General features: G+C 64.2%; 18 protein-coding genes. 9 read left to right on the top strand and 9 right to left on the bottom strand.

The features are described 5' to 3' along the window. Window positions 1–61: 61 nt before the first annotated feature. On the top strand, window positions 62–745 hold the full coding sequence (locus IZU87_RS04745) for a TetR family transcriptional regulator C-terminal domain-containing protein (RefSeq protein WP_054556074.1): 684 nt from the start codon (window positions 62–64) through the stop codon (window positions 743–745). Between the two features lie 238 nt (window positions 746–983). Here the strand turns inward: IZU87_RS04745 and IZU87_RS04740 are convergent, their stop codons facing one another. Then, window positions 984–1,589 (bottom strand): hypothetical protein, encoded by a 606-nt coding sequence (locus IZU87_RS04740; RefSeq protein ID WP_213113836.1) that lies wholly within the window; start codon window positions 1,587–1,589, stop codon window positions 984–986. After that, complete coding sequence (locus IZU87_RS04735) at window positions 1,586–2,017, bottom strand: hypothetical protein (protein ID WP_213113835.1); 432 nt, start codon at window positions 2,015–2,017, stop codon at window positions 1,586–1,588. Before IZU87_RS04735 ends, IZU87_RS04740 begins: the two co-directional genes overlap by 4 nt. A 373-nt stretch (window positions 2,018–2,390) precedes the next feature. Between IZU87_RS04735 and IZU87_RS04730 the strand changes: the two genes are divergently transcribed. The 6 genes from IZU87_RS04730 (at window position 2,391) to IZU87_RS04705 (ending at window position 8,414) form a co-directional block, all read left to right on the top strand. After that, window positions 2,391–3,374 (top strand): MurR/RpiR family transcriptional regulator, encoded by a 984-nt coding sequence (locus IZU87_RS04730; protein WP_213113834.1) that lies wholly within the window; start codon window positions 2,391–2,393, stop codon window positions 3,372–3,374. 608 nt (window positions 3,375–3,982) lie between these two features. After that, window positions 3,983–4,837 carry a transporter substrate-binding domain-containing protein gene (locus IZU87_RS04725; RefSeq protein ID WP_213113833.1) on the top strand — a complete coding sequence of 285 codons (855 nt, stop codon included), beginning with the start codon at window positions 3,983–3,985 and terminating at the stop codon, window positions 4,835–4,837. A gap of 46 nt (window positions 4,838–4,883) precedes the next feature. Continuing rightward, on the top strand, window positions 4,884–5,609 hold the full coding sequence (locus tag IZU87_RS04720; RefSeq protein ID WP_107334855.1) for an amino acid ABC transporter permease: 726 nt from the start codon (window positions 4,884–4,886) through the stop codon (window positions 5,607–5,609). Beyond that, window positions 5,606–6,259: an amino acid ABC transporter permease gene (locus IZU87_RS04715; RefSeq protein WP_077376658.1), complete on the top strand. Its 654-nt coding sequence runs from the start codon at window positions 5,606–5,608 to the stop codon at window positions 6,257–6,259. Before IZU87_RS04720 ends, IZU87_RS04715 begins: the two co-directional genes overlap by 4 nt. Next, window positions 6,243–7,061: an amino acid ABC transporter ATP-binding protein gene (locus IZU87_RS04710; protein ID WP_213113832.1), complete on the top strand. Its 819-nt coding sequence runs from the start codon at window positions 6,243–6,245 to the stop codon at window positions 7,059–7,061. Before IZU87_RS04715 ends, IZU87_RS04710 begins: the two co-directional genes overlap by 17 nt. Before the next feature lie 60 nt (window positions 7,062–7,121). Next, complete coding sequence (locus IZU87_RS04705; protein ID WP_349305160.1) at window positions 7,122–8,414, top strand: amidase family protein; 1,293 nt, start codon at window positions 7,122–7,124, stop codon at window positions 8,412–8,414. A 131-nt stretch (window positions 8,415–8,545) separates the two neighbouring features. Here IZU87_RS04705 and puuE read toward each other — a convergent pair whose 3' ends face one another. The 3 genes from puuE to IZU87_RS04690 form a co-directional block, all read right to left on the bottom strand. Continuing rightward, window positions 8,546–9,499: an allantoinase PuuE gene (gene puuE / locus IZU87_RS04700; RefSeq protein ID WP_213113830.1), complete on the bottom strand. Its 954-nt coding sequence runs from the start codon at window positions 9,497–9,499 to the stop codon at window positions 8,546–8,548. A gap of 137 nt (window positions 9,500–9,636) precedes the next feature. Then, window positions 9,637–12,474, bottom strand: coding sequence for an ATP-dependent DNA helicase (locus tag IZU87_RS04695; RefSeq protein WP_213113829.1), 2,838 nt, complete (start codon window positions 12,472–12,474; stop codon window positions 9,637–9,639). Further along, window positions 12,471–14,357 carry a VRR-NUC domain-containing protein gene (locus IZU87_RS04690; RefSeq protein ID WP_213113828.1) on the bottom strand — a complete coding sequence of 629 codons (1,887 nt, stop codon included), beginning with the start codon at window positions 14,355–14,357 and terminating at the stop codon, window positions 12,471–12,473. The genes IZU87_RS04695 and IZU87_RS04690 overlap by 4 nt, the downstream gene beginning before the upstream one ends. 291 nt (window positions 14,358–14,648) lie before the next feature. Between IZU87_RS04690 and IZU87_RS04685 the strand changes: the two genes are divergently transcribed. Continuing rightward, complete coding sequence (locus tag IZU87_RS04685; RefSeq protein ID WP_213113827.1) at window positions 14,649–15,371, top strand: DUF3581 family protein; 723 nt, start codon at window positions 14,649–14,651, stop codon at window positions 15,369–15,371. Between the two features lie 209 nt (window positions 15,372–15,580). On the opposite strand, the gene selD is transcribed toward IZU87_RS04685, so the two are convergent. Next, window positions 15,581–17,944 carry a selenide, water dikinase SelD gene (gene selD, locus IZU87_RS04680; protein WP_213113826.1) on the bottom strand — a complete coding sequence of 788 codons (2,364 nt, stop codon included), beginning with the start codon at window positions 17,942–17,944 and terminating at the stop codon, window positions 15,581–15,583. Window positions 17,945–18,089: 145 nt separating this feature from the next. On the opposite strand from selD, the gene IZU87_RS04675 reads away from it, so the two are divergent. After that, the gene (locus tag IZU87_RS04675; RefSeq protein ID WP_213113825.1) at window positions 18,090–18,731 is read left to right on the top strand and encodes an ACP phosphodiesterase; all 642 of its coding nucleotides are present in this window, start codon (window positions 18,090–18,092) and stop codon (window positions 18,729–18,731) included. A gap of 20 nt (window positions 18,732–18,751) precedes the next feature. Here the strand turns inward: IZU87_RS04675 and IZU87_RS04670 are convergent, their stop codons facing one another. The 3 genes from IZU87_RS04670 to moaB all read right to left on the bottom strand — a co-directional run bounded on the left by IZU87_RS04670 (window position 18,752) and on the right by moaB (window position 21,603). After that, window positions 18,752–19,558, bottom strand: a complete 807-nt coding sequence (locus IZU87_RS04670; RefSeq protein WP_213113824.1) for a carbonic anhydrase — start codon at window positions 19,556–19,558, stop codon at window positions 18,752–18,754. A 205-nt stretch (window positions 19,559–19,763) separates the two neighbouring features. Beyond that, complete coding sequence (locus IZU87_RS04665; protein ID WP_213113823.1) at window positions 19,764–21,083, bottom strand: molybdopterin molybdotransferase MoeA; 1,320 nt, start codon at window positions 21,081–21,083, stop codon at window positions 19,764–19,766. Beyond that, window positions 21,073–21,603: a molybdenum cofactor biosynthesis protein B gene (gene moaB, locus IZU87_RS04660; RefSeq protein ID WP_043333541.1), complete on the bottom strand. Its 531-nt coding sequence runs from the start codon at window positions 21,601–21,603 to the stop codon at window positions 21,073–21,075. Before moaB ends, IZU87_RS04665 begins: the two co-directional genes overlap by 11 nt. Window position 21,604 lies beyond the last annotated feature (1 nt).

Below are 21,604 nucleotides of genomic sequence, written 5' to 3'. Positions count from 1 at the left end.
CAGACAGGGGGCTGTCGCCAAGAGACTCGAATGCTCTTTTCTGACCTGATGAGTGATGCCGATGCCCGCGGATTCTCCTTCTTCCCTTTACGCTGAAGTCCGTCGTACCCGTAGCGCGGAATTGAGCGTGCCGCCTGCCAGCTCTCCGCGTGAGCAAGCCGAGAGCCGCATTCTCGAGGCCGCCGAATGCGTATTCGCCTGTCACGGTTATCGCGGCAGCACCTTGAAGCAGATTGCGGAAGTGGCTGAGTTGCCCAAGGCCAATCTGCTCTATTACTTCGGCTCCAAGGAGAAGCTCTACGTTCACCTGCTGGAGCAGACCCTGACGCGCTGGAATGCTTCGCTCGAGGATATCTCGCCCGACGATGAGCCGCGTGAGGTGCTGGAAGCGCTGGTGCGCGTCAAGCTCAAGCTGGCACGCCAGGCACCGCAGGCCTCGCGCCTGTTCGCGGCGGAGGTGATCAGCGGGGCACCTTTCCTGCGCGATTATCTCAGTGGCGACCTGCGTGACTGGGTACAGGCGCGCTGTGATGTCATGAAGGCCTGGATGGCCGCGGGCAAACTGCGTGAGGCGGAGCCGATGTGGGTGATCTACCTCATCTGGTCCACCACTCAGCATTACGCGGATTTCGCCGCCCAGATCGATCAGCTGGGGGGAGCGCCGCAGAGCGATGAAGACTGGGAGCAGCTGGCGGATTTCGTGGCCAGCACGCTATGTGATGGTCTGTGCCCGCGACAGTCATGAGCGGCATGAGCGGCATGAGCGGCATGAGCGGCTGTGCGGCTGTGCGGCATGAGCGGCTGAGCGGCTGAGCGCTTGAACCGGCGGGTTCAGCGCTCTGCCAGTCGCCTGTTGTTTGTTGTCTGTTCTCACAGCCTCGCCGCACAGCAAAAAGCCCGCCCCGGATTCCGGGGCGGGCTTTTGGGTTGTTGCGTCGCTATTGCGTCATTCTGGAAATGTGAAGGATAAGGCCATCAGGCGATCAGCTTGCCATCTCCAAGGGCATGCTAGCATCGCGATCCAGCACGGCTTCTTCCTCTTGCTTGGCCCCCGACAACTCGGCTTTCTCCAATTGAGAGATGTCACAGTGTTGATGCATCTGCCAGCCATCGCGGGCATCGTCGGCCAGATAGATCAGCGCGGCATCGGCGCTGGCCCACAGACGCGCGAGGTCACGTTGGTGGCGGGTGCGGTTGGCCAGCGGCAGCGCATCGGCGGTGACCACCACCACCGGCGCCTTGCGCAGCCAGCGCGGCGCATGGCTCGGCCAGCTGTGGTGCACGGCGTCCAGCCAGGGCGCCTGGGGATGGCCGGGCGATGACTGCCAGCGCCAGCCACGCCCGACTTCGGTGATCCCGCGCGCCGTCCAGATCAGGCTGCGGCGCGGCAGCTGCGCCTCCAGGCTTTTCAGCAATGCATCGTCGCTATCCGTCAGCGGCTGGATGCCTCCTGACATCATGCTCAGGTACTCGCCAGCATGCTGGCCGGCGGTCAGTTCCAGCTTGATGCGAGGCGCCTGGGCGAGGGCGATGCTGTTCTCCAGCGGTATGTGCATGCCGCATTCCATGCCGATGGTATAGACGCTCATGCCAGCATTCCTCGACGCGTCATGCTCTGACGCAGCAGGGTGTGGTGACGGTGCATCGCCTCCCAGTCAGCGTGAGCCTTGTGATTGATATCAGGGTTGAAGACGGCTTTCTGCTGCGCGATGGGCGATGCTGTCGGAGTCAATGTCTCGGCTGAGGTCTGGGCTGCCACTGCCGAGGCGGCAATGTCAGCCTGGCTGCGCGTGTCATGGGCCGGTGAAGGCGTCGTGGGGGCCGCCGTTGTCTTCAGGCTCAGCGGCGGTGCCTCGTAGCCCATCGCCATCACGCCCAGCAATTGAGCGGACTGGGCATTGGCGACATCCTGGGTGGCGCTACCAGAGCGCGGCAAGAGGGTGAATGTCTGTGTCGTGACCTTGGCTGTCATGGCTCGGCAGGTATCGAGGAGGGCAGTCATCGTTGAGGTGGCCATGAGAATGCTCCTTGCGCATCGCGAGCGCTTTATCGGGAATATTGCAGTCCGGCAAGGGTCGTTGGCGTTACTGCGCGGCGTATGACCTGTCGGCTGGCTAGTCTTGATCAAGCGGCTTGCGTGCCGTTTTGATGTGATGAACAGTAAAAACAGTCGCTTGTGTCTGTTGCGCGGTGCGGATGGTTGGCGTCGTGCAGCGCTTGAGGGCGTCAGAGGCGTTCAGGATTAGGAAAAAGCGCTCATCGCGAGGGTTACGCCTTTCGTCTATGCACTGTCAGTCAGCACCTGGCCCAGGCTTTGCACTGTATTGATGCAATCGTTGATGCAATCGTTGCTCTGCGCTCACGCAGAATCTTTTCAGGAGTGTGTCTTCATGCCACGAGCGCCCATAGATCACAGCGCGCCCCCCGAGGATGACGTGGCCGGTGAATCCCGGGCAGTGCACCCGGATGGGGAAGCGCCTGCCCCCGTTGCCGATGCCGATGCCACCGTCAGTCTCGCTCGCCATGCCGCAAGGCAGGGCACCAGGAGCCTGAGTCTGCATCAGCGACTGACCCGTTCGCTTGAGGAGCTCACCCCGAATGAGCAGCGCATCGCGCGCTTTCTGCTCGCGCATCAGGATGAACTGGCGCTATACAACGCCGCGGAACTGTCACGTCTGACCGACGTTTCCAAGGCGACGGTCAGCCGCCTGTTCCGCCGCCTCGGCTATCAGGATTTCCGTGAGGCGCGGGACCAGGCGCGCAGTCTGCGCCAATCCGGTGTGCCGGTGGCGGCAGCGCCGACGGCAGACCATCACCAGCGTCACTATGAGCAGGAGTGTCGCAACCTGCGTCAGGCACTGGCGGCGCTGGACATGCTCGACATGGAGGCCTTGAGCAGCGCTCTGGCCAAGGCCGAGCGGCTGCAGATCATCGGCTTTCGCAATGCCTATCCACTGGCGCTGCACCTGCGCCAGCAGTTGCTGCAGCTACGCGAGCAGGTGGCGGTGCTGCCGCAACCCGGCCAATCGCTCGGCGAGGAGGTCGCACGCCTGGGCGCCGATGACGCCGTGGTGGTTTTCGCCATGCGCCGGCGACCGCAGGGGCTGGCACGATTGCTTGAATGGCTGGGGCAGGCGCCCTGTACGGTGCTGCTGGTCTGCGATGACAGCCTGAGCACCATCCCCGCCGGTATCGAGCATGTTCTGCGCTGCCCGTTGGACAGCGTCAGCGCCTTCGACAGCTACGCCGCAGCCATGAGCCAGATCAATCTGCTGGCCACGCAACTGCTGCATGACGATCTCGTCGGTGGGCGCAGTCAGATACGCCGCGTGACCGATACCTTCGATGCGCTGGAGGAACTGGGCGACGGCTGATCGTACAGCTTGAAGTGCTCCTGCCTTTCCTTTCTCCCTCTCTATCCCCCTGTGGGCCGCCAGCCTTGCTTCTGATCTGTGCGGCGGCCCGATTCGACTCGCCGCGCTCTGCGCACCCGCAGGGCGCATATGCCTGCCTGACTGCACCATCTGCTGCCATGTCGCTGGTGTCGGCGCCCTGATCTCGCCGCCCGTCGAGGCCACCATCCTCGATTTCGCCTCCCGCAGGTGTGTATCGCTTCTTCTCCTTTCCATTCGCTGTTTGGCTTGCATGCCTGTGCTCAAGCGCGTTCTCAGGCCCCTGCTCGGGCGTGTGAGCCGCAGGTGACTCTGCGCTGCCTGCAACTCGATCACCTGATTGAGCATCTAGCGCAAGCCTTTGGCACACCTGTTGCAAAGATTGATAAGGGAATCACTTGTTTCATTGGTCAGGTTCTGAAGGCGAATGGGACAGCGAGTCATTGGATCTGACTCGGCGAGACACTCGGCAAGAAGCACGGCGGGACGATCAACAACAACCAACAACAATCTACTGCCGCAAGGCACCAGGCGCATGACGAGTCGTTCTCGTATCAGCGCCTGGCATTGACGGATACCGGAGTCGACCGATGAGCAAGCGTCACGAGAGCAAGGCCCAGCAGCGCGCCACACGGACAGGCAACAAGCAGCGTCTTGGCAACTGGGTCCGCAAGGGAATATTGCTGGCCCTGTGGGGCACGTTGGCGTCTACCGCCCTGAGCGCACACGCGGATGCACTGAGTGACATCAAAGATAGCGGGGTGTTGAAAGTGGCGGTGCCCCAGGACTTCCCGCCCTTCGGCTCGGTCGGCCCGGACCTCAAGCCGCGTGGCTACGATATCGACATGGCGCGCTATCTGGCAGACGAGATGGATGTGAAGCTTGAGCTGGTGCCGGTCACCTCGGCCAATCGCATCCCTTATCTACAGACCCGCAAGGTCGATCTGGTGATCTCGAGCCTGGGCAAGAATCCCGAGCGTGAGAAGGCGATCGATTTTTCCGATGCCTATGCGCCGTTCTTCCTAGGCGTGTTCGGCGAGAAGGACAGTGAGGTGGACTCCGCGCAAGGACTGAGCGAGAAGACCATCGGCGTGACACGTGGCTCGGTGGAAGACATGGAGCTCAGCAAGGTGGCACCGGAATCGACCACCGTGAAGCGCTTCGAAGACAACAACACGACCTTGTCGGCCTTCCTGTCAGGGCAGGTCGAGATGATCGCCACCGGCAATCTCGTCACCGCCGCCATCGCCGAGCGCAATCCTGCCCGCGTGCCGGTCAGCGTGCTGCCGCTCAAAAATTCTCCCTGCTATGTGGGCATGCGTCATGACTCGCCGGCGCTCAAGGCGCGCGTGAATGAGCTGATCGCCCAGGGAATCGAGGATGGCACGCTCAATACGCTCTCCGAGATCTGGTTCAAGGCGCCGCTGCCGTCACTGGATGCCTGAATCGAGACGTCACACGTCTGATCCCTGTGCCCGTGAGGCTTGATCGATGAACTATCTCCCGGATTTCCCGCGCCTGTTGCCGTATCTGCCCGACCTGATGGCCGGGCTGATGACGACGGTCTGGCTGACGGCACTGACCACCACGCTGGGGATACTCGGCGCGGTGCTGTGTGTCTGGCAGCGCCATCGTGCGCCGACCAGCCTCTTCAGCCGGCTGCTGGGCATGCTGGTGGAGCTGCTGCGCAACACGCCCTTCATCGTCCAGCTGTTCTTCATCTTCTTCGGTCTGCCGGCGCTGGGGCTGTCACTCAGTGCCGAGATGGCTGCGGTAATCGCGATGACACTCAACCTGGCGGCCTACAGCAGTGAAATCCTGCGTGCCGGGGTCGATGCCACCGGTCGCGGCCAGTGGGAAGCCGGGCGGGCACTGGGGCTTACCCGCTGGCAGAGCTATCGCCATGTGGTGCTGATGCCGGCGCTGGAACGCATGTATCCGGCGCTGACCAGCCAGTGCGTGATCGTGATGCTGGGTTCCGCCGTGGTCTCCCAGATCAGCGTGGCGGACCTGACCTTCGCGGCCAACTTCATCCAGTCACGTACCTTCCTGAGCTTCGAGAGCTATGTGGTGACGGCAGGCATGTACCTGCTATTGGCCATCGCGATGCGCGCCTTGCTCAACCGCATCGGGCGTCGCCTGTTCGGCTTTCGCCACCTGACGCCGGCCCCGCGTAGCCGTCTGTCCTCCCCTGTCCTGAAAGAGGCCCACTCATGATCGACTTCACGCTGTGGGACATTCTGCGCAACCTGTTGCTGGCGGCGCGCTGGACACTGGCGCTGTCCCTGATCGCCTTCATCGGCGGCAGTCTGGTCGGGCTGGCGCTGACCTTTCTGCGCCTGACCCGCTGGCCGGGGGCGGCGCTCTTCTGTCGTCTCTATACCGAGCTGTTCCAGGGCACGCCGCTGTTGATGCAGTTGTTCCTGGCCTTCTTCGGCGTGGCGGTCTTCGGGCTGGATGTCTCGGCCTGGACGGCGGCGGCCGTGGCGCTGACGCTGTTCAGCAGTGCCTTCCTGCATGACATCTGGCGCGGCTGTGTCGAGGCGGTGCCCAAGGGGCAGTGGGAAGGGGCGCGGGTGCTGGGGCTCGGCTACCTGAAGACCATGCGCCACATCATCCTGCCGCAGGCGCTGCGCATGGCCATCGCGCCGACCGTCGGCTTCTCGGTACAGATCATCAAGGGTACTGCGCTTGCCTCGGTGATCGGCTTCGTCGAGCTGACCAAGGCCGGCACCATGCTCAACAACGCCACCCTGGAACCCTTCACCGTCTTCGCGCTGGTTGCGTTGCTGTATTTCGCCATGTGCTATCCGCTGTCGCGGCTGGCTCGCCACCTGGAGGCACGTCTCAATGTCACTGCTCGCTGAAGTTTCTGCGCTGGATAGCGCCTCATCCGACGTCTCAGTTACCGACAGCGCCCCTGTCTCCGAGAAGGCCAAGGCGCCTCTGGTCAGCCTGTCGGCGCTGACCAAGTCCTTCGGCGATCTGCCGGTCCTCAAGGGGATCGATCTCGAGGTGCGCCCGGGGGAGGTGGTGTCGATCATCGGGCGCAGCGGTTCCGGAAAGAGCACCTTGCTGCGCTGTATCAACCAGCTCGAACAGCATGACGGCGGCGCCATTCATGTCGCCGGCAAGTTGCTGGACGGTAGCGAGATGGACGCCGCCGCCCTGGCGCAGGATGTCGGCATGGTGTTCCAGAGCTTCAATCTGTTTCCCCACAAGCGCGTCGGCGAGAACGTGATGCTGGCACCGATGCTGGTCAAGGGCGTCGCCCGGGATGTCGCCGAGCGCGAGGCCCGCGAGATGCTGGCCAAGGTCGGGCTGGGGGAGAAATTCGATGCCTGGCCGAGTCAGCTCTCCGGTGGTCAGCAGCAGCGGGTGGCGATCGCGCGGGCCCTGGCGATGCACCCCAAGGTGCTGCTTTGCGATGAGATCACCTCGGCGCTGGATCCGGAACTGGTCGGCGATGTGCTCAAGGTGCTGGAACAGCTCAAGCGTGAGGGCATGACGCTGATTCTGGTCACCCATGAGATGAATTTCGCCCGCGATGTGGGTGATCGCGTGATCTTCATGCACCAGGGGCGTGTGCATGAGTCGGGCGACCCCGCGACACTGTTCGCCAATCCGGCCACGGAAGAGCTGCGCCAGTTCCTCGGCGCGGTGCTATGAGTGCAGCGTCTTGAGCGTGCAGCGGTGGACCACATCATGAGTCGAAAGGAGTCGCTCCCAGTGGACAAGCGTATCTATGTAGCGCCGGCACGTTTCTCGGGGCCGCGGGGACAGGGGGGGCAGGAAGAAGGCCCGCTGAATGGCCTGCGACTGGTGGTCAAGGACCTGTTCGCGATCAAGGGCGAGCGCATCGGCCAGGGCAATCCTGACCTGCTGGCCAGCGCCCCTATCGAGCGGCAGACGGCACCTGCTGTCCTCGCGCTTCAGCAGGCGGGGGCCGATTATCGGGCCCGCACTACCACCGATGAGCTGGCCTACAGCCTCAATGGCACCAACGGCCATTTCGGCACGCCGCAGAACCCACGTGCGCCGCTGAGATTGCCGGGCGGCTCGAGCGTGGGCTCTGCGGTGGCGGTGGCGCGCGGCGAGGCGGAGATCGGGCTGGGCACCGATACCGGCGGCTCCATCCGCGTGCCGTCCAGTTACTGCGGGCTTTACGGGCTGCGCCCGACCCATGGCCGTATCAGCATGACCGGGCTCAAGCCGCTGGCGTCGCGCTTCGACACCGTCGGCTGGATGACGCGGGATCTGGCGACGCTGACGCAGGTCAGTGAGGTGCTGATACCGGAAACGACAGCCACCCGACTGCCTGCGCGCATCATCCTGCTGGTACCGGAAGGGCTGGCCGCGGGGCCTTATCAGCGCCTGCTCGGGCCGCTGTCCCGGCGTCTTGAGTCGCTCGGCTTTCAGTGCGAGCGGCGCATGCTGAGCCAGGCCTTCATGGCACGCGCCAGTGAAGCCTTCCGGATTCTGCAGGGCTGCGAGATTCGGCGTACGCACCAGGCGTGGTTGAATACGCCAGAGCAGGGGCCCGAATCGCGTTGGCCGCGCCTCAACCCGGATATCGCGGCGCGTCTCAAATGGTGCATGACGCTCAGCGATAGCGACGAGCAGGCAGCAGAAGCCAAGGCAGATACCGTTCGCCGCTGGTATCGCCAGCAGCTGGCGGCCAGTCATGAGGGCGGAGAGACTGCCTGCGAAGATGGCAGTGCGGCTGCCCATACCCAGGCGGAGGCCACCAGCGAGGCGGTCTTCGTGCTGCCCACCACGCCGGGCGCCTCACCGCTGCTGGGTGCAAGCCTTGAGGTGATGGAGGCCTATCGTCATCGTCTGATGGGGCTCACCGCGCTGGCGGGCTTGAATGGTGCGCCGCAGCTGAGTCTGCCGTGGCTGACCGATGACGCTGCGCGCCTGCCGGAGGAGGCTGCACCACCGCCCTGGGGCGTCTCGTTGATGGGCCTGCCGGGCCGCGATGAGAGCCTGCTGGCATTGGCCCGCATGTTGGAAGACTGACCAGCATGTTGGAGAACTGACCAGCGCTGCCTTGCATGTGCGATGGCAGACATTGTCTGGAGTTGAACAGAAACGCCGCATCCCGAAAGGGCTGCGGCGTTTCTGGTGATGGCGCTTGAAGGGATGGTTAGTCAGCTGGCGGGGGTATAGGGATGCTCGCGTTGCCAGTGCTCGGCGATATCGATGCGTCGCGTGATCCATACCTTGTCATGCGATTGGACGTAGTCGAGGAAGCGCTTCAGTGCCGCGAAGCGTCCCGGGCGGCCGGCGATCCGACAGTGCAGCCCGACGGAGAGCATCTTGGGCGTGGTGTCGCCCTCGGCATAGAGCACATCGAAGGCATCGCGCAGGTACTGGAAGAAGTCCTCGCCGTTGTTGAAGCCCTGGGCGCTGGCGAAGCGCATGTCATTGGTATCCAGGGTGTAGGGCACGACCAGATGCGGCACCTGCTCGCCATTGGCGGTGGTCACCTCCATCCACAGTGGCAGGTCATCGCCGTAGTAATCACTGTCGTAGGTGAAACCTCCGTGTTCCACCACCAGCCGGCGGGTATTGGGGCTGTCACGTCCGGTATACCAGCCCTGCGGCGCATGGCCGACCAGCTCGCGATAGCTTTCCACCGCGCGTTCCAGGTGGGCGCGCTCATGGGCTTCATCCATGTGCTGATAATGAATCCAGCGCCAGCCATGACTGGCGATCTCGTGACCATCCGCCAGGAAGCGTGCGACCAGATCCGGATGGCGCGCCAACGCCATGCCGACCCCGAAGACGGTCAGCGGCAACTCGCGGCGCTTGAATTCATCCAGAATCCGCCACACGCCACTGCGCGAGCCATATTCGTAGATCGACTCCATACTCATGTGCCGCGCGGGGTAGGCCTCGGCACCGATGATCTCGGAGAGAAACTTCTCGCTCTCGCTATCGCCGTGCAGCAGGCAGTTCTCGCCGCCTTCCTCGTAGTTGAGCACGAACTGGACCGCGATCTTCGCGCCACCCGGCCAGTTGGCATGCGGTGGCGTGTCGGCATAACCGATCAGGTCACGCGGATACTCATCGCCCCACAGGGCATTGTCGGTGTCTGGCATCGTGCGGCTTCCTTGCGGGTGGATAACGAAGACAAGAGCGTAATGAAGAGCGAAATGAAGACCCAATCACTCTCCATTGATGTGCAGGCTTTGTGCCATCACGGCGCATGGTGGCGACGTCACGCTTCCAGCCCGGATCAATTCGTCGGTGTCCACCAGCGTGGCAGCAACCGTGCGACTTCCGGGCGCATGAAGCGGTCATCGATCAAGTGGATCACGCCCTGATCCTGCTCGCTGCGAATCACTCGGCCGGCAGCCTGCACCACTCTGGTGAGCCCCGGGTACAGATAGGTGCAGTCATCGGCATTCAAGGGCTGGATGACCGGGTGCGGTGTACGCGTATCGTCGCGTGAGTCGCCTTCAGCCTGTTGCGGTTGGCTACGCCGCTGAGCGTCGTTGTCGAGCCACGTGGCAAGACGCTGCTTGAGCGCTTCATTCTCGGGGCTGAAACCGGCCAGTCCCAGGGTGGCGATGAAGGCCCCGATCAGACGCGAGCCGGGCAGATCGATCCCTTCGCCGAAGACGCCACCCAGTACCGCGAAGCCGATGCCTTGGCCCTCGGGCGTGAAGCGCTGAATGAAGCCGGTGCGCTCAGCCTCCGTCATGGCGCGGGTCTGGCGCCATTGGGGAATCTCCGGCGCCAGCTGTTGCAGGGTGCTGGCGACCTGCTCCAGATAGACGAAGCTCGAGAAGAACGCCAGATAGTTGCCCGGGCGTTGCCGGTATTGGCCTGCCATCAGCTCGGCGATCGGCCGACAGGAGGCGTCGCGATCCCGCAGGCGTGTCGAGATCCGATGACGACTGACCTGGACCTGGGTCGCGGTGAAGGGGGAGTCGACACTCAGCCAGACGGCATCGTCCGCCAGACCCAGCAGGCGATGGTGATAGGCCGGTGGATTGAGCGTGGCCGAGAACAACAGGGTGGCGTGACTGGTGCGCAGGCGGGGTGCCAGCCACGGCGCCGGGCTGACGCAGCGCAGTCGCGGCTGGATCTGGCGCACGCTGCGCCCGCGGGCCTTGCGTGGCCGGGCTGCTGCCCCTGCTTCTGCTCCTGCATCCGATGCTGCGCCGGAACTCGAGCTTGAATCGCTGGCGAGTGATGCCTGCCGCGCGGGGGGCGTGGCGGCGAGTTCGACCTCGAACAGCGAGTGATCGCCGAAGCCTTCGGCGAGTCGCGCCAGAGTCAATGCCGCGAAGTAGGCCTCCATCATCTCGGCATCGGGTTCCACACGGCGCCTGGCCGTGGAGGGGGGCGAGCCGGAGTCTGTCGTTGCAGTGCCTGTATCGTCAGCACTCGGAGCAGTAGAGGAGGCATCGCTTGCGATCAGGCCCAACTGTTCGGGGGCTTGTGTGGCGGTGGCTCTCGCTGGCTGTTGCCTGACCGCAGCAGGGGATGCGGCCTTGTCAGGCTCTGCCAGCCAGTCACCCATCGCGCCGGCCCACTGGCTCAAGGCCTTGAGGAAGTCGCCGGGCAGAGCCTCCAGCGCAAGGCGCTGCGCCTTGCGGCCTTCGTCCTTGCTATCGACCTTGCTTGCCTGTGTAGCGCCGTCAGTACCCTGCTCGAGCTGCTCCAGCGCGCGCCATTGGCGAGCCAGCGCGCGTGAGGCCGAGCGCAGCGGGGCCGGATGGCCGGTGCGGCTCAACTGCTTGAGCAGAAAGTGGAACTGGCGCGCGTCGAGCTCGGTGCTGTACATGCCGCGTGCGCGCTCGATGAGATTGTGGCTCTCATCGACCAGTACCACCGTGCGCCAGTCATTTGCCTGGGTCAGGGCGAACAGAAGCGCATGACTGTCGAAGTAATGGTTGTGGTCACCGATGATGATATCCGCCCAGCGCGAGAGTTCCTGGGCGAGAAAATAGGGGCAGATGTCGTGGGCCAGGGCATGGCAGCGTGTCGTCGCCAGACTCAGTGGCCGTTGGTCGCCGAGCGCGGCGTCGCGCGCTGCGGGCAGGCGATCATAGAACCCGCGCGCCAGCGGGCATGACTCGCCATGACAGGCGAGGGTCGGGTGCTCGCAGGTCTTGCTGCGCGCGCCCAGTTCCAGAATGCGCAGCGGTGTCGTCGGTGTCTTTTCCTGGCCCTCGCTGTCATCAGCGGCTGGTGCCAAGGTGGCCAGCGCGTCGAGTGCCAACGCGCGCCCCGGGGTGCGGGCGGTGAGGTAGAAGAGCCTATCCGTGCCGCTTGCGGGCATCGCGCGCAGTGCCGGATACAGCGTCGCCAGCGTCTTGCCGGTGCCGGTCGGCGCTTCGGCCAGCAGCTCGCGGCCGGTCATCACCGCCTTGTAGGCATGCTCGGCCAGCTGGCGTTGGCCGGGGCGCCAACTGGACCACGGAAAGGCCAGGCGGCTCAGCGCGCTGTCGCGGGCGCTGCGATGGGCCAGCTCATTAGCGGCGAATTCGCTGAAGCGTGCCGCCAGACGTGTCAGCTCCGTCTCCAGCGCCTCTCGGCTCCACCAGGCTTCCAGACGCTGCTCATCATGCTGCGGCTGGCCTTTTTTGGGGCCAGTCTGCTCGTCCTGCTCATCCTTGTTGCCCTTGGTGCCCCTGGGCGCCTCCGCCGCGATGTCCAGATAGATCAGCGCCAGCGTGATGCCTTCGAGGTCTCGGCTGCGACACATCAGGGCACCGTAGACGCGCGCCTGGGCCCAGTGCAGGGCGCGATGGTGTGCGGGCTGACGGGAGAGGTCGCCGCGATGGGTCTTGATCTCCTCGAGGCAGTTGCGCTTGGGATCATAGCCATCGGCGCGCCCACGGATGGTCAGATTGCCGATGTCACCGCTGAGCGAGATCTCGCTTTCATAGTCCTTTCCGCGTCGGCGCACGACACGTTGGTGACCACGGATGCCCTGCTGGGCAGTGGGCGATGGCGTGAAGCGCAGGTCCAGATCGCCCTTGCGCGCGGCAAAGGCACACAGTTCACGCACCGCGATCCGGTAGCGTCCGGGCTCAGCGTGGGTCTCGTCTGCCTTGGTCATGATGCAGGAGGTGCCTTGTGCTCGGAGGATTTACCCTGCGAGGCTTCGGTCGCGCTCAGCCATTCGACTCGACATTCCAGCGCCGGCATCGCATGGCGTGCGAACAGGGCCAGCCATTGACGCTGGTTGTCCTGCAGGCGGTCAGTGGGCGCCTTTACCTCGATCAGTCGATAACGGTCGCTGTTGTGTTCGGGGAAGAACTGGATCAGGTCTGGCAGGCCGGCACGATGTTCGCGAGGGTTAGCCAACAGGTGGCGGAAACAAGCTTCCAGATGCGCGGGCGGGATGCAGTCCAGTGCGTGGTTCAGCAGTTCCTCGCTCAATAGCTCCCAGTGCACGAAGGGTGCTTGAATGCCCTGTTTCTGCTGATGGCGTTCACGGATCACCGTCCGGTAGCTGTCCTCCTTCAGACGCGCGAAGCAGGTTTCGAAAGCGGCCTGGCGGCGGCTTACGAAGTCAGGGCGATAAAGGTCCGCTGGGCCGGTATGGAAGGCGTGGAAGAAGGCCCCCGGCAAGGGGGCGAACAGCACCTCCCAGCACAGCAGGGTGAAGAGCGCGGGGATCAGGCCATTCTCGACATAAAAGACCGGTGCCTCGGGCGTGGCCAAGGCATGGGCGGCCGCGCGCTCGACGCCGTGGATGCCGGCCGCCGCAGAGGTGGCAAGATCGGGCACCGTGAGGGTGATCTGTGGCGTGGTCGGCGCCTTGGCGCGTCTGGGCGCGGGCAATCCGAGGCCACGACACAGACGCGGCAGGGCGCGTTCGAGGGCCAGCTGCTCGTCCAGCGTGATCTCGGCGCGCGCCAATCGCTCGCTGGCCAGCGCGTGGGCTGTGCTGATATCGCCAGACAGCTCCAGCGCTCTCACCCGGCGCGGCATGGCACGCGGGACATACGCGGAGTCCTCGAGACAGGCGTACTGGCGGGCAGCCGCCTGATGCCAGCCCTGACGCTCGGCGTCGCGGGCTAGCGAGAAGCGCAGGCGGTCACGCCGCTGCGCCAGCCAGGCATTGGCACGATCATCAATAGCGCGCCCGTCAGTGGCACGAGCGTCAGTGAGCTGATGAGACGCGGACGGCTCAGCGGGGATCTCGTCTGCCGCAGCAGACGGCGTCGCATCCAGCGCCACGACGATGCGCTGCCAGTGCCGCTCAAGTTCAGCGTTCGCCGGGCGGCCCAGCCGCTCGCGGGCTTGCTGCCAGTCCTCACGCAGTTGCTCCAGCGCCAGATAGCGATCCACCTCCCATCGATGGGTGAAGGCGCGCGAAGCCGGCGACAGGGCGACCGTCTCGCAACGCAGCAGTCCCAGCTCGCTGAGTACGAAATCCGACAGGTTCTGGCGCAGGTTGCCGAAGAACATCAGGCTCAGGCGTCGCGACAGCTCACCCAGCCCGACACTCAAGGTGTCGGCGGCGGGGTCGTTCAACCACGCTGGCAGTGGCCGTGGCGTGATGTCACCCAGCAGCTCGCTGATGGCATCATGCATGCGGCGCTTGGGCGTACTTCTGTGCAGCTCGGGAAAGGCTGCGCGGAGGCGCGGCAAGGTCACCAGTGCCAGCATCTCGTCCAGCGTCAGATCGGCATTGTGGCGGCACAGACCGTCAGGCGTGGCACTGTCGGCGAGCGGTGTGATCAATGGCTGGCTTGCGGCCTCGATCGCACCGATCTCGGCATAGTGCAGCTGCGAGCGCTCGAAATGATCGCCCTTGCGCATCAGCAGTCGCACCAGCAAGGCCCGCGACGCATCCGGCAGACGCGTGATGGCGTCCACCGTGGCACGCTCCGCCTCTGTCAGCAGATCGGCGTGACACTGGCAGACCCAGTCGATCAGGGTGTCGAAGTTGGCCAGGTAGTAGCGCGGATTGTCGAGGGGAGCGGCTTGCATGGCGACCTGTCGAAGTGGCGGGCAGTGCGGCGGTTTGCCCGAAAGCATGGGGTTATATACAGTATATGGCCATCTGTCGCGCTGCAATCTCTTGCAAAGCCTGTCACGAGTCACCACCTGACTGTCATCCAGTGGTAAAATCGTTTCATCTGCATGTCTTGAAAGCTTCATGACACGACAGGTGGGCAGGCGTGACAGCGCGTCGACCGCGATTCCTCCCCTCGGAGGCATTTCCGCGATGGTTCAGGATGGGCCATCGATCATCATTCAAGCAGGGCAGGAAGGCAGTCCATGTTTCTTGATCAGTTTCACCGGGTCGAAGATGGCCGCGTGCGGATCACCGCCGAGCAGGCAAGTCGTTTCGCCAAGCAGATGGCGGGGGATTACAACCCCATTCATGACCCGGACGCGCGACGCTTCTGTGTGCCCGGTGACCTGCTGTTCTCCCTGTTGCTGGCGAAGTTCGGTCTGTCGCAGTGCATGACCATCCGTTTCTGCGGCATGGTCGGCAACGATGTGCCCTTGACCTTCGAAGCGCTGGACGCCCCCGACGAGAATGGCGTGTCCCTGCTGGTGCGCGATGAAGCCGGCAAGGTCTATCTGACGGTCGAGCGCAGCGGCGATACCACCCATGATGAGGAAGTGGTCGCCAATTTCACCCGCCAGTACATCGCCTTCTCCGGGCGCAACTTCCCGCACTTCCTGCAGCCGTTGATGCTGGAGAAGGGCGTGATGTTCAACCCGGCGCGCCCGCTGGTGATCTACGACAGCATGGGCTTCTGTTTCGAGCGTCTGGATATCGCCGACCTGCACCTCGATTTCGTGGGGTCCTCGCTCGAGGTCAACGGCAAGCGTGGCGATACCCTGCTCGAGTTCAGCATCCATGATGGTGAGCAGTGCATCGGCAGTGGCTCCAAGAAGCTGGTCGTCAGCGGGCTGCGGGATTACTGTGCCGAGACCATGGATGCGTTCGTGGAGTCCTTCGAGGCGCTCAAGCGCGAAGCCGAAGCCTGAGACAGCCGGTCAGTCTGACGCTTGTCGCCAGACGCCCCGAGCATGAGTCGGCAGTCATCAAGACGCCCGCCAGAGAATTCTCTGGCGGGCGTCTTGGCATCTGAATGTCACAACGCTGAATGTCACAACGCTTGTGAAGCATCGCTGGGAGTCGCCGGTTATCATTAACCGCCAACTGGCTGGCTCGCCGTGTGACCGTCTAACCGCGCTCAGCGCTTGATGCTGATCGGCGCCAGTGCATCGCCCTGGGGCGTGATGCGCCCGATGATGGCGCTGGCGTGATAGCCGGCGGCCTTGAGCGCGGCCAGACAGGACTCGGCTTCCCCGGACGGCACACTGGCCAGCAGGCCACCGGCGGTCTGCGGATCGAACAGCAGCGGATAGCGCGGATGATCGATGACGCCGGCCTGATCCTTCAGGGCACGCTTGAGGCGCAGATTGGCCGGTTGCAGCGAGCTGACTACGCCGCGGGCGACACAGTCCTCGGCGCCCTCGAGCACCGGCAGGGCATCGATCTCGAGCTCGGCATCCACGCCACTGGCGCGGGTCATCTCCACCAGATGGCCGAGTAGACCGAAGCCGGTGACATCGGTGGAGGCGCTCGCCTGATGCGCGCGCAGAATATCCGCCGCACGCTGACTGGATTGCTGCATGCTGTCCAGCGCGGCGTCGATCCAGCGGCCGCGGGCTTCCAGGCGTGCGTGCGCCGCCAACAGCGTGCCGGTGCCGATGGCCTTGGTGAGCAGCAGCACATCGCCCGGTTGCATGCCGCCCTTGCAAGTGACGCCGGCCAGGCTTTCCTCCACCAGACCATTGAGCGCGAAGCCCAGCGCCAGCTCCTGACCTTCGCCGGTGTGGCCGCCGACCAGGCTGCAGCCCGCCTTATTGAGTACCTCGGTTGCACCTTGCATCAGCTCGCGCACCAGCGGTTCGACCTTGCGCTCGACCCCCTGTGGCACCGTGGCCACCGCCGTCGCCGTGTGCGGCGTCGCACCCATGGCGTAGAGATCGCCCAGCGCGTGATTGGCGGCGATGCGCCCGAACAGATATGGATCATCGATGAAGGCGCGGAAGAAGTCGACGCTGTGCACCAGCGCCTGTCCTTCGGGTACGCGCACGATGGCGGCATCATCCGGGGCATGCAGCCCGACCAGCACGTCCGGGTTCTCGCGTGGGGCGAGGCTCTGCAGCGCTCGCGACAGCACGCTGGCGCCGACCTTGGCGCCGCAGCCGCCGCAGCGCATCGCCAGTGCGGACAGAGCCTGATGCGCCTCCTGCTCATCCAGCTCAGCGGTCAGGCGCGGATGAAGCTTGCCATCGCTGCCCCTGAGCGCCTGCCAGGCAGCGCTGATGCGCTGGCGCACCCCGGAAAGACCGCCGGTATTCGTGGCCTCCTGCATGCTGGGCAGTTCATTGAAGCGTGCCAAGAACTGGCGGTCGATATGGTCCTTCCAGCGCCACAGCCACGGGCGCAGACGTGGCGCGACCAGCCCCAGCTTGCCGCGTGAGGCGATGGCATCGCGATCCCCGGTGCTGATCAGCGCCAGCCAGCGCGATTGCGGCACATGGTCCTTGAGTGGCTCGCCGCGCACGGCCCGTCGCAGATTGTCGGCCAGTGGTCGCGCCTGACGCACGGCAAACACGCCGGCCTTCTCGCGGGGATGATTCAGCTGATGCGCGATGTCGCCTGCGGCGAAGATGGCGTCATCCTCAAGCGTCTGCAGGCTATCGCGAACCTTGAGGAAACCATCCTCGTCCAGGCTCAGTTCGGTCTTCTCCAGCCAGCGCGCGCCACCGGCCCGTGTCACCCAGATGGCCTCATCGGCCTGATGGCAGGCACCGTTGGCACTGATCAGCTGGCGCTGGGTGGTCGAGGATGCACGTCTCACGGCCGTGATCTCCTCACCGAAATGTACCTGGATACCACGCTCGTGCAGGGTAGTGGCAAGTGCCTCACTGACCGTGTGCGCATGAGTGGGCAGCAGACGCTGACCGCGGGTGATCAGCGTCAGGTTCGGCTTGAGCGCATCGGGCAACTCGGCGGCGAGGCGCTGCTGAATGGCCAGCAGCAGCTCGACCCCGCCGGCACCGCCGCCGACCAGCACGATATCGAGCGGTCGCTCGGCGCCTCTGGCGCGCTCGAGCAGACTCAGCCAGCGCTGCTGGAAGGTGCTGATCGGCTTGACCGCCACCACGGGGGCGTCTGCGGCTTCAGGGTCACCGATACCGTCGATGTGGGACAGGCGAGGCGTGGAGCCGATGTTGATCGACAGCAGATCATAGTCGACCGCCGGGCGCTCGGCGCAGATCACGCGGCGTTCACGGCGGTCGATGTCGATCACCTGATCGCGATAGAAGCGGGCACCGGCGAACTGACACAGTCGGCGCAGGTCGATATGCACATCGTCGAACGTATAATGACCGGCGACGTAGCCCGGCAACATGCCGGAGTAGGGCGTGTCGGTGTCGCGACAGATGACGGTCAGGCGGACACCGGGCTCTGGCTGCATGGCAAAGCGCATCAGTACGCCGACGTGGCTGTGCCCACCGCCGATCAGGACGATATCACGCACGATAGGCGCTTTGACTGGCATGGAGGCGGACGGCATCGTGAATCTCGATAGTCAGTAGAGTAGGGAAACAGGAGCAGGGTATGCAGAGCCAGGGCGCGCCAGATGAGACTGGCGACAGGATTCGCAAAAGCAGGAGTCTAGCAACTTGAACTTTCTCGGTCATGCACGCCTGAGTCTGGCGGGCAGCGATAACTTCCTGTTTGGCAACTTGATTGCCGATGGCGTACGCGGCAGTGACCTGAGCGACTGGTCGCCGGAGGTTGAGGCGGGCATCCGCTTTCACCGCCGCTGCGACGCGGTGATCGACGCTCATCCCGAGACACGCTGGTTGTTGACCCAGGTGCCGCCTTCGTCGCGACGTGTCGCCGGCATTGCCCTCGACATGATGTGGGATCACCTGCTGGCCGCCGAGATGCACGATGACGATATCGAGCGCCTCTATCGTCTGCTGGCGCGTGAGGAGGTGCCGTCACGCCTGTCGAGCCTGATCGAATGGATTCAGGTGCGCGATGCGCTCAGGCGTTATCAGGAGCTGGAGTTCACGCTCGCAACGATTGCCAGCATCGGCGAGCGCATGACGGCCAGACGCCGCTTACGCCAGACAAGTGATACTTGCCAGACAAGTGAATCTCGCAATGGAAGGCTTACGAACAAGGTAGGGAATCTGGATGCAGGCGCCAATCCGCTGGCGGACATGACGCCGTGGCTGGCGGATAACCGCGCGATGCTCGAGGTCAGCTTCGCGCGGTTGTGGCCGGACATGCTGGCATTGCGCCAGCCGGCCTAAGTCGATGTGCTTTTTGTCAATCAGCGCTGAAGGGGGCGGGCATTCTCTCCGCCTTGCCACTCATGGTAGGCGTCGATCTGTGCCTGGGAGGCTTCGATCGGCGTCTGCATGACAAACCAGATGACGGGCTCAGAGCATGGTGGGGTGGTAAGCGAGCCGGAATACTGCCAGCCGGCGTGTTCGCGGGGCAGCAGCAGGTTGGCAGACAAGCCGCTTGTCAGAGTCTCGGAGAGGCCGCGCTGGGGCAGGCGACTCAACAGGCGGCTTAGGGCCAGGTTGTCATGTCCTTCCTCGACCAGAACGGCCAGCACAGCCAGCTTACCTTCCGGCGTGCTATGCACCAGATGGATTTCCATGGCGGCACGCTTGCCGTCGATGGCGTGCTCTGACGGCACATGCAGGTGCACCTGCGACAGAGTGTACTGGATGCCATCCAGCGACATGGTATTGCCGCTGGCCCCTTCGATCTGCAGGGTGTAGCCCGTATCGCGCGTGACGAGCAGCGGCGAGTGGTAGCCGAGTTTCGGGCCCGCTTCATTCAGCGTGCGTGATTGGCTATCGATGTCGATCGGCGACTGCTGGCTGCCGGCCGAGCACTCGGCATAACCCGGGGTGAGCTCTCCCCAATGCTCGGGGCCATTGGCTCCGGCATTGGTGCCATCAGCTGATTCACCCGCATAGCTCCACTCAGTGACCGATGTGCCCGGGGCGGGCGATGTAGTAGTGTCATCGGCGAGCGCCGGCAAGGATGACGAGGTGGTGGCAAGCAGCACAGCCACGGCAAGTGGGCGTAACAGCGCGCGGGGCGACGAGGAAGAGGCTGGCATTGAGTTGTCCTTGCTCAAGAGTCCGTAACCGATCAGTGCCCTGAGCCGCCGAAGGCAGTCAGAGCTCAGATGAATGAAGGCAATCAGTGTGCCGGACTCAGGGGCGAGGTCAAGATGACGCTGGAGTGTCACTAGGGCGTCGCATTCCAGCGTCAGTCTTCGCGTCAGTAGTAAAGACAGTTGTCAAACATGGTGGAGAGCGGTGTCAACGCTCGAGCCACAGGCATTCCACGTCGTCACCATGGTTGATCTGTGCATGGGGCGGAATCACGGCCAGTGCCTGAGCGCCGGCGCAGGAGGAAAGCACCGCCGAGTTCTGGTCCGGGAAGGCATGTGCCTCAAGCTGTCCATCACTGCCGGGCGACAGGGTGATGCGCAGATGATCCTGACGAATGGCAGTGCGGGCTGAGAAGGCCGCGCGTACCCTGAGACGTTTCAGTTCGCGCAATGCCGTGCAGTCGGTCATCTCGCCCAGTAGCGGACGAAGGAACAACCAGCCACCGACCCAGCTGGAGACCGGATTGCCCGGCAGGCCCACGACACGCACCGCGTTACCCCGGGGACTGGTGATGCGCCCCAGCGCCAGCGGTTTGCCCGGTTTGATAGCCAGACGCCACAGATCCAGACTGCCGAGCGCTTCGATGGCGGGACGGACGTGGTCTTCCTCACCGACGCTGACCCCACCGCAGGTGACGATCAGGTCAGCCTGTTGCGCCGCCGAAGCGAGGGCGTCACGAGTGGCCTCGAAGGTATCGGCCACATTGAGCGGTGCCAGCACCACCTCAGCCCCGAAGTCGCTGAGCATCTGGCTGAGCATCACGCGGTTGGAGTTGTAGATCTGGCCGGGCTTGAGCGGCTGGCCGGGTTCGATCAGTTCATCGCCGGTCGCGAACAAGGCCACTCGTACTTTGCGGCGCACCATCACGTGACTTGCCCCCTGGCCATACAGAAGGCCCAGCGCGGCAGCGTCCAGTCGCGTGCCCGCCGCGAGCAAGCGATTGCCCTTGCTGACATCCCGGCCTTGAACGCGAATGTTGTCGCCGCGGGTGCGAGGCCCGGGCAGCCAGGCCAGGGTGGTGCCATCTTCGCCTTCACGCAGTGTCACCTCTTCCTGCATGACCACCACGTCGGCGCCGTCGGGGATTTCCGCCCCGGTGAACAGGCGCGCACAACTCGCCACGGCCAATGGCGTGGCAGGCTGACCTGCCGCGATACGCTGACTGATCGGCAGCCAGGCACCGTCACCGATGTCTGTCACGCGGGCGCAATAGCCATCCATCTGGGAATTGTCGGCAGGCGGTACGTCAAGCTCGGCATGCACGTCCTCGGCGAGCACACGTCCTGCTGCGTCACTGACTGCCATGCGCTCGGCTGGCATCAGCGGACAGCTGTCACGTAGCGCGGCGAGTGCACTGGCCAGGGGCGCCAGCCCCTTGGTGCCGACAGGCACGGCGTCGCAGCCACATTCTGCCGCCGCGGAAGGCGACGGGCGAGAATGCGGGTCTTTACTGGCGTCAGTGGGCATGGGTTCCGCGCTCCGGGATCACCAGGTTGGCGAAGTTGCAGGGGCGGTGGCGGCTGTCGAGCTGCTCCTTCAGGATGCCGTTCCAGGCCGTCTTGCAGGCGCCGGTGGAGCCGGGCAGGCAGAACACCACGGTACGGTTGGCCAACCCCCCAAGACAGCGGCTCTGGATCGTCGAGCTACCGACTTCCTGGTGGGAAAGCTGACGGAAGAGTTCGCCGAAGCCCTGGATTTCCTTGTCGAGTAGCACGCGAATGGCTTCCGGCGTGGAATCACGTCCGGTGAAGCCTGTGCCGCCCGTCGTCAGGATGACCTGCACGGCCGGGTCCGCGATCCACTCGCTGACCACGGCGCGCAGCTGGTAGACGTCATCGGGCACGATACGCTTTTCATGCAGCGTATGGCCAGCCGCCGTCAGGTTGTCGACCAGTGCGTCCCCGGAGCGGTCATTTTCTGCGGTGCGTGTATCGGAGACGGTCAATACTGCGATGGTGAGGCCGATCTGTTCGTCATTGCCGCTCATG

Source organism: Cobetia sp. MC34 (assembly GCF_018340035.1).
Classification (GTDB): Bacteria; Pseudomonadota; Gammaproteobacteria; order Pseudomonadales; family Halomonadaceae; genus Cobetia; species Cobetia amphilecti.
Note: the sequence above shows the minus strand (reverse complement) of the source record. Positions and strands in the feature narration are given on the sequence as shown.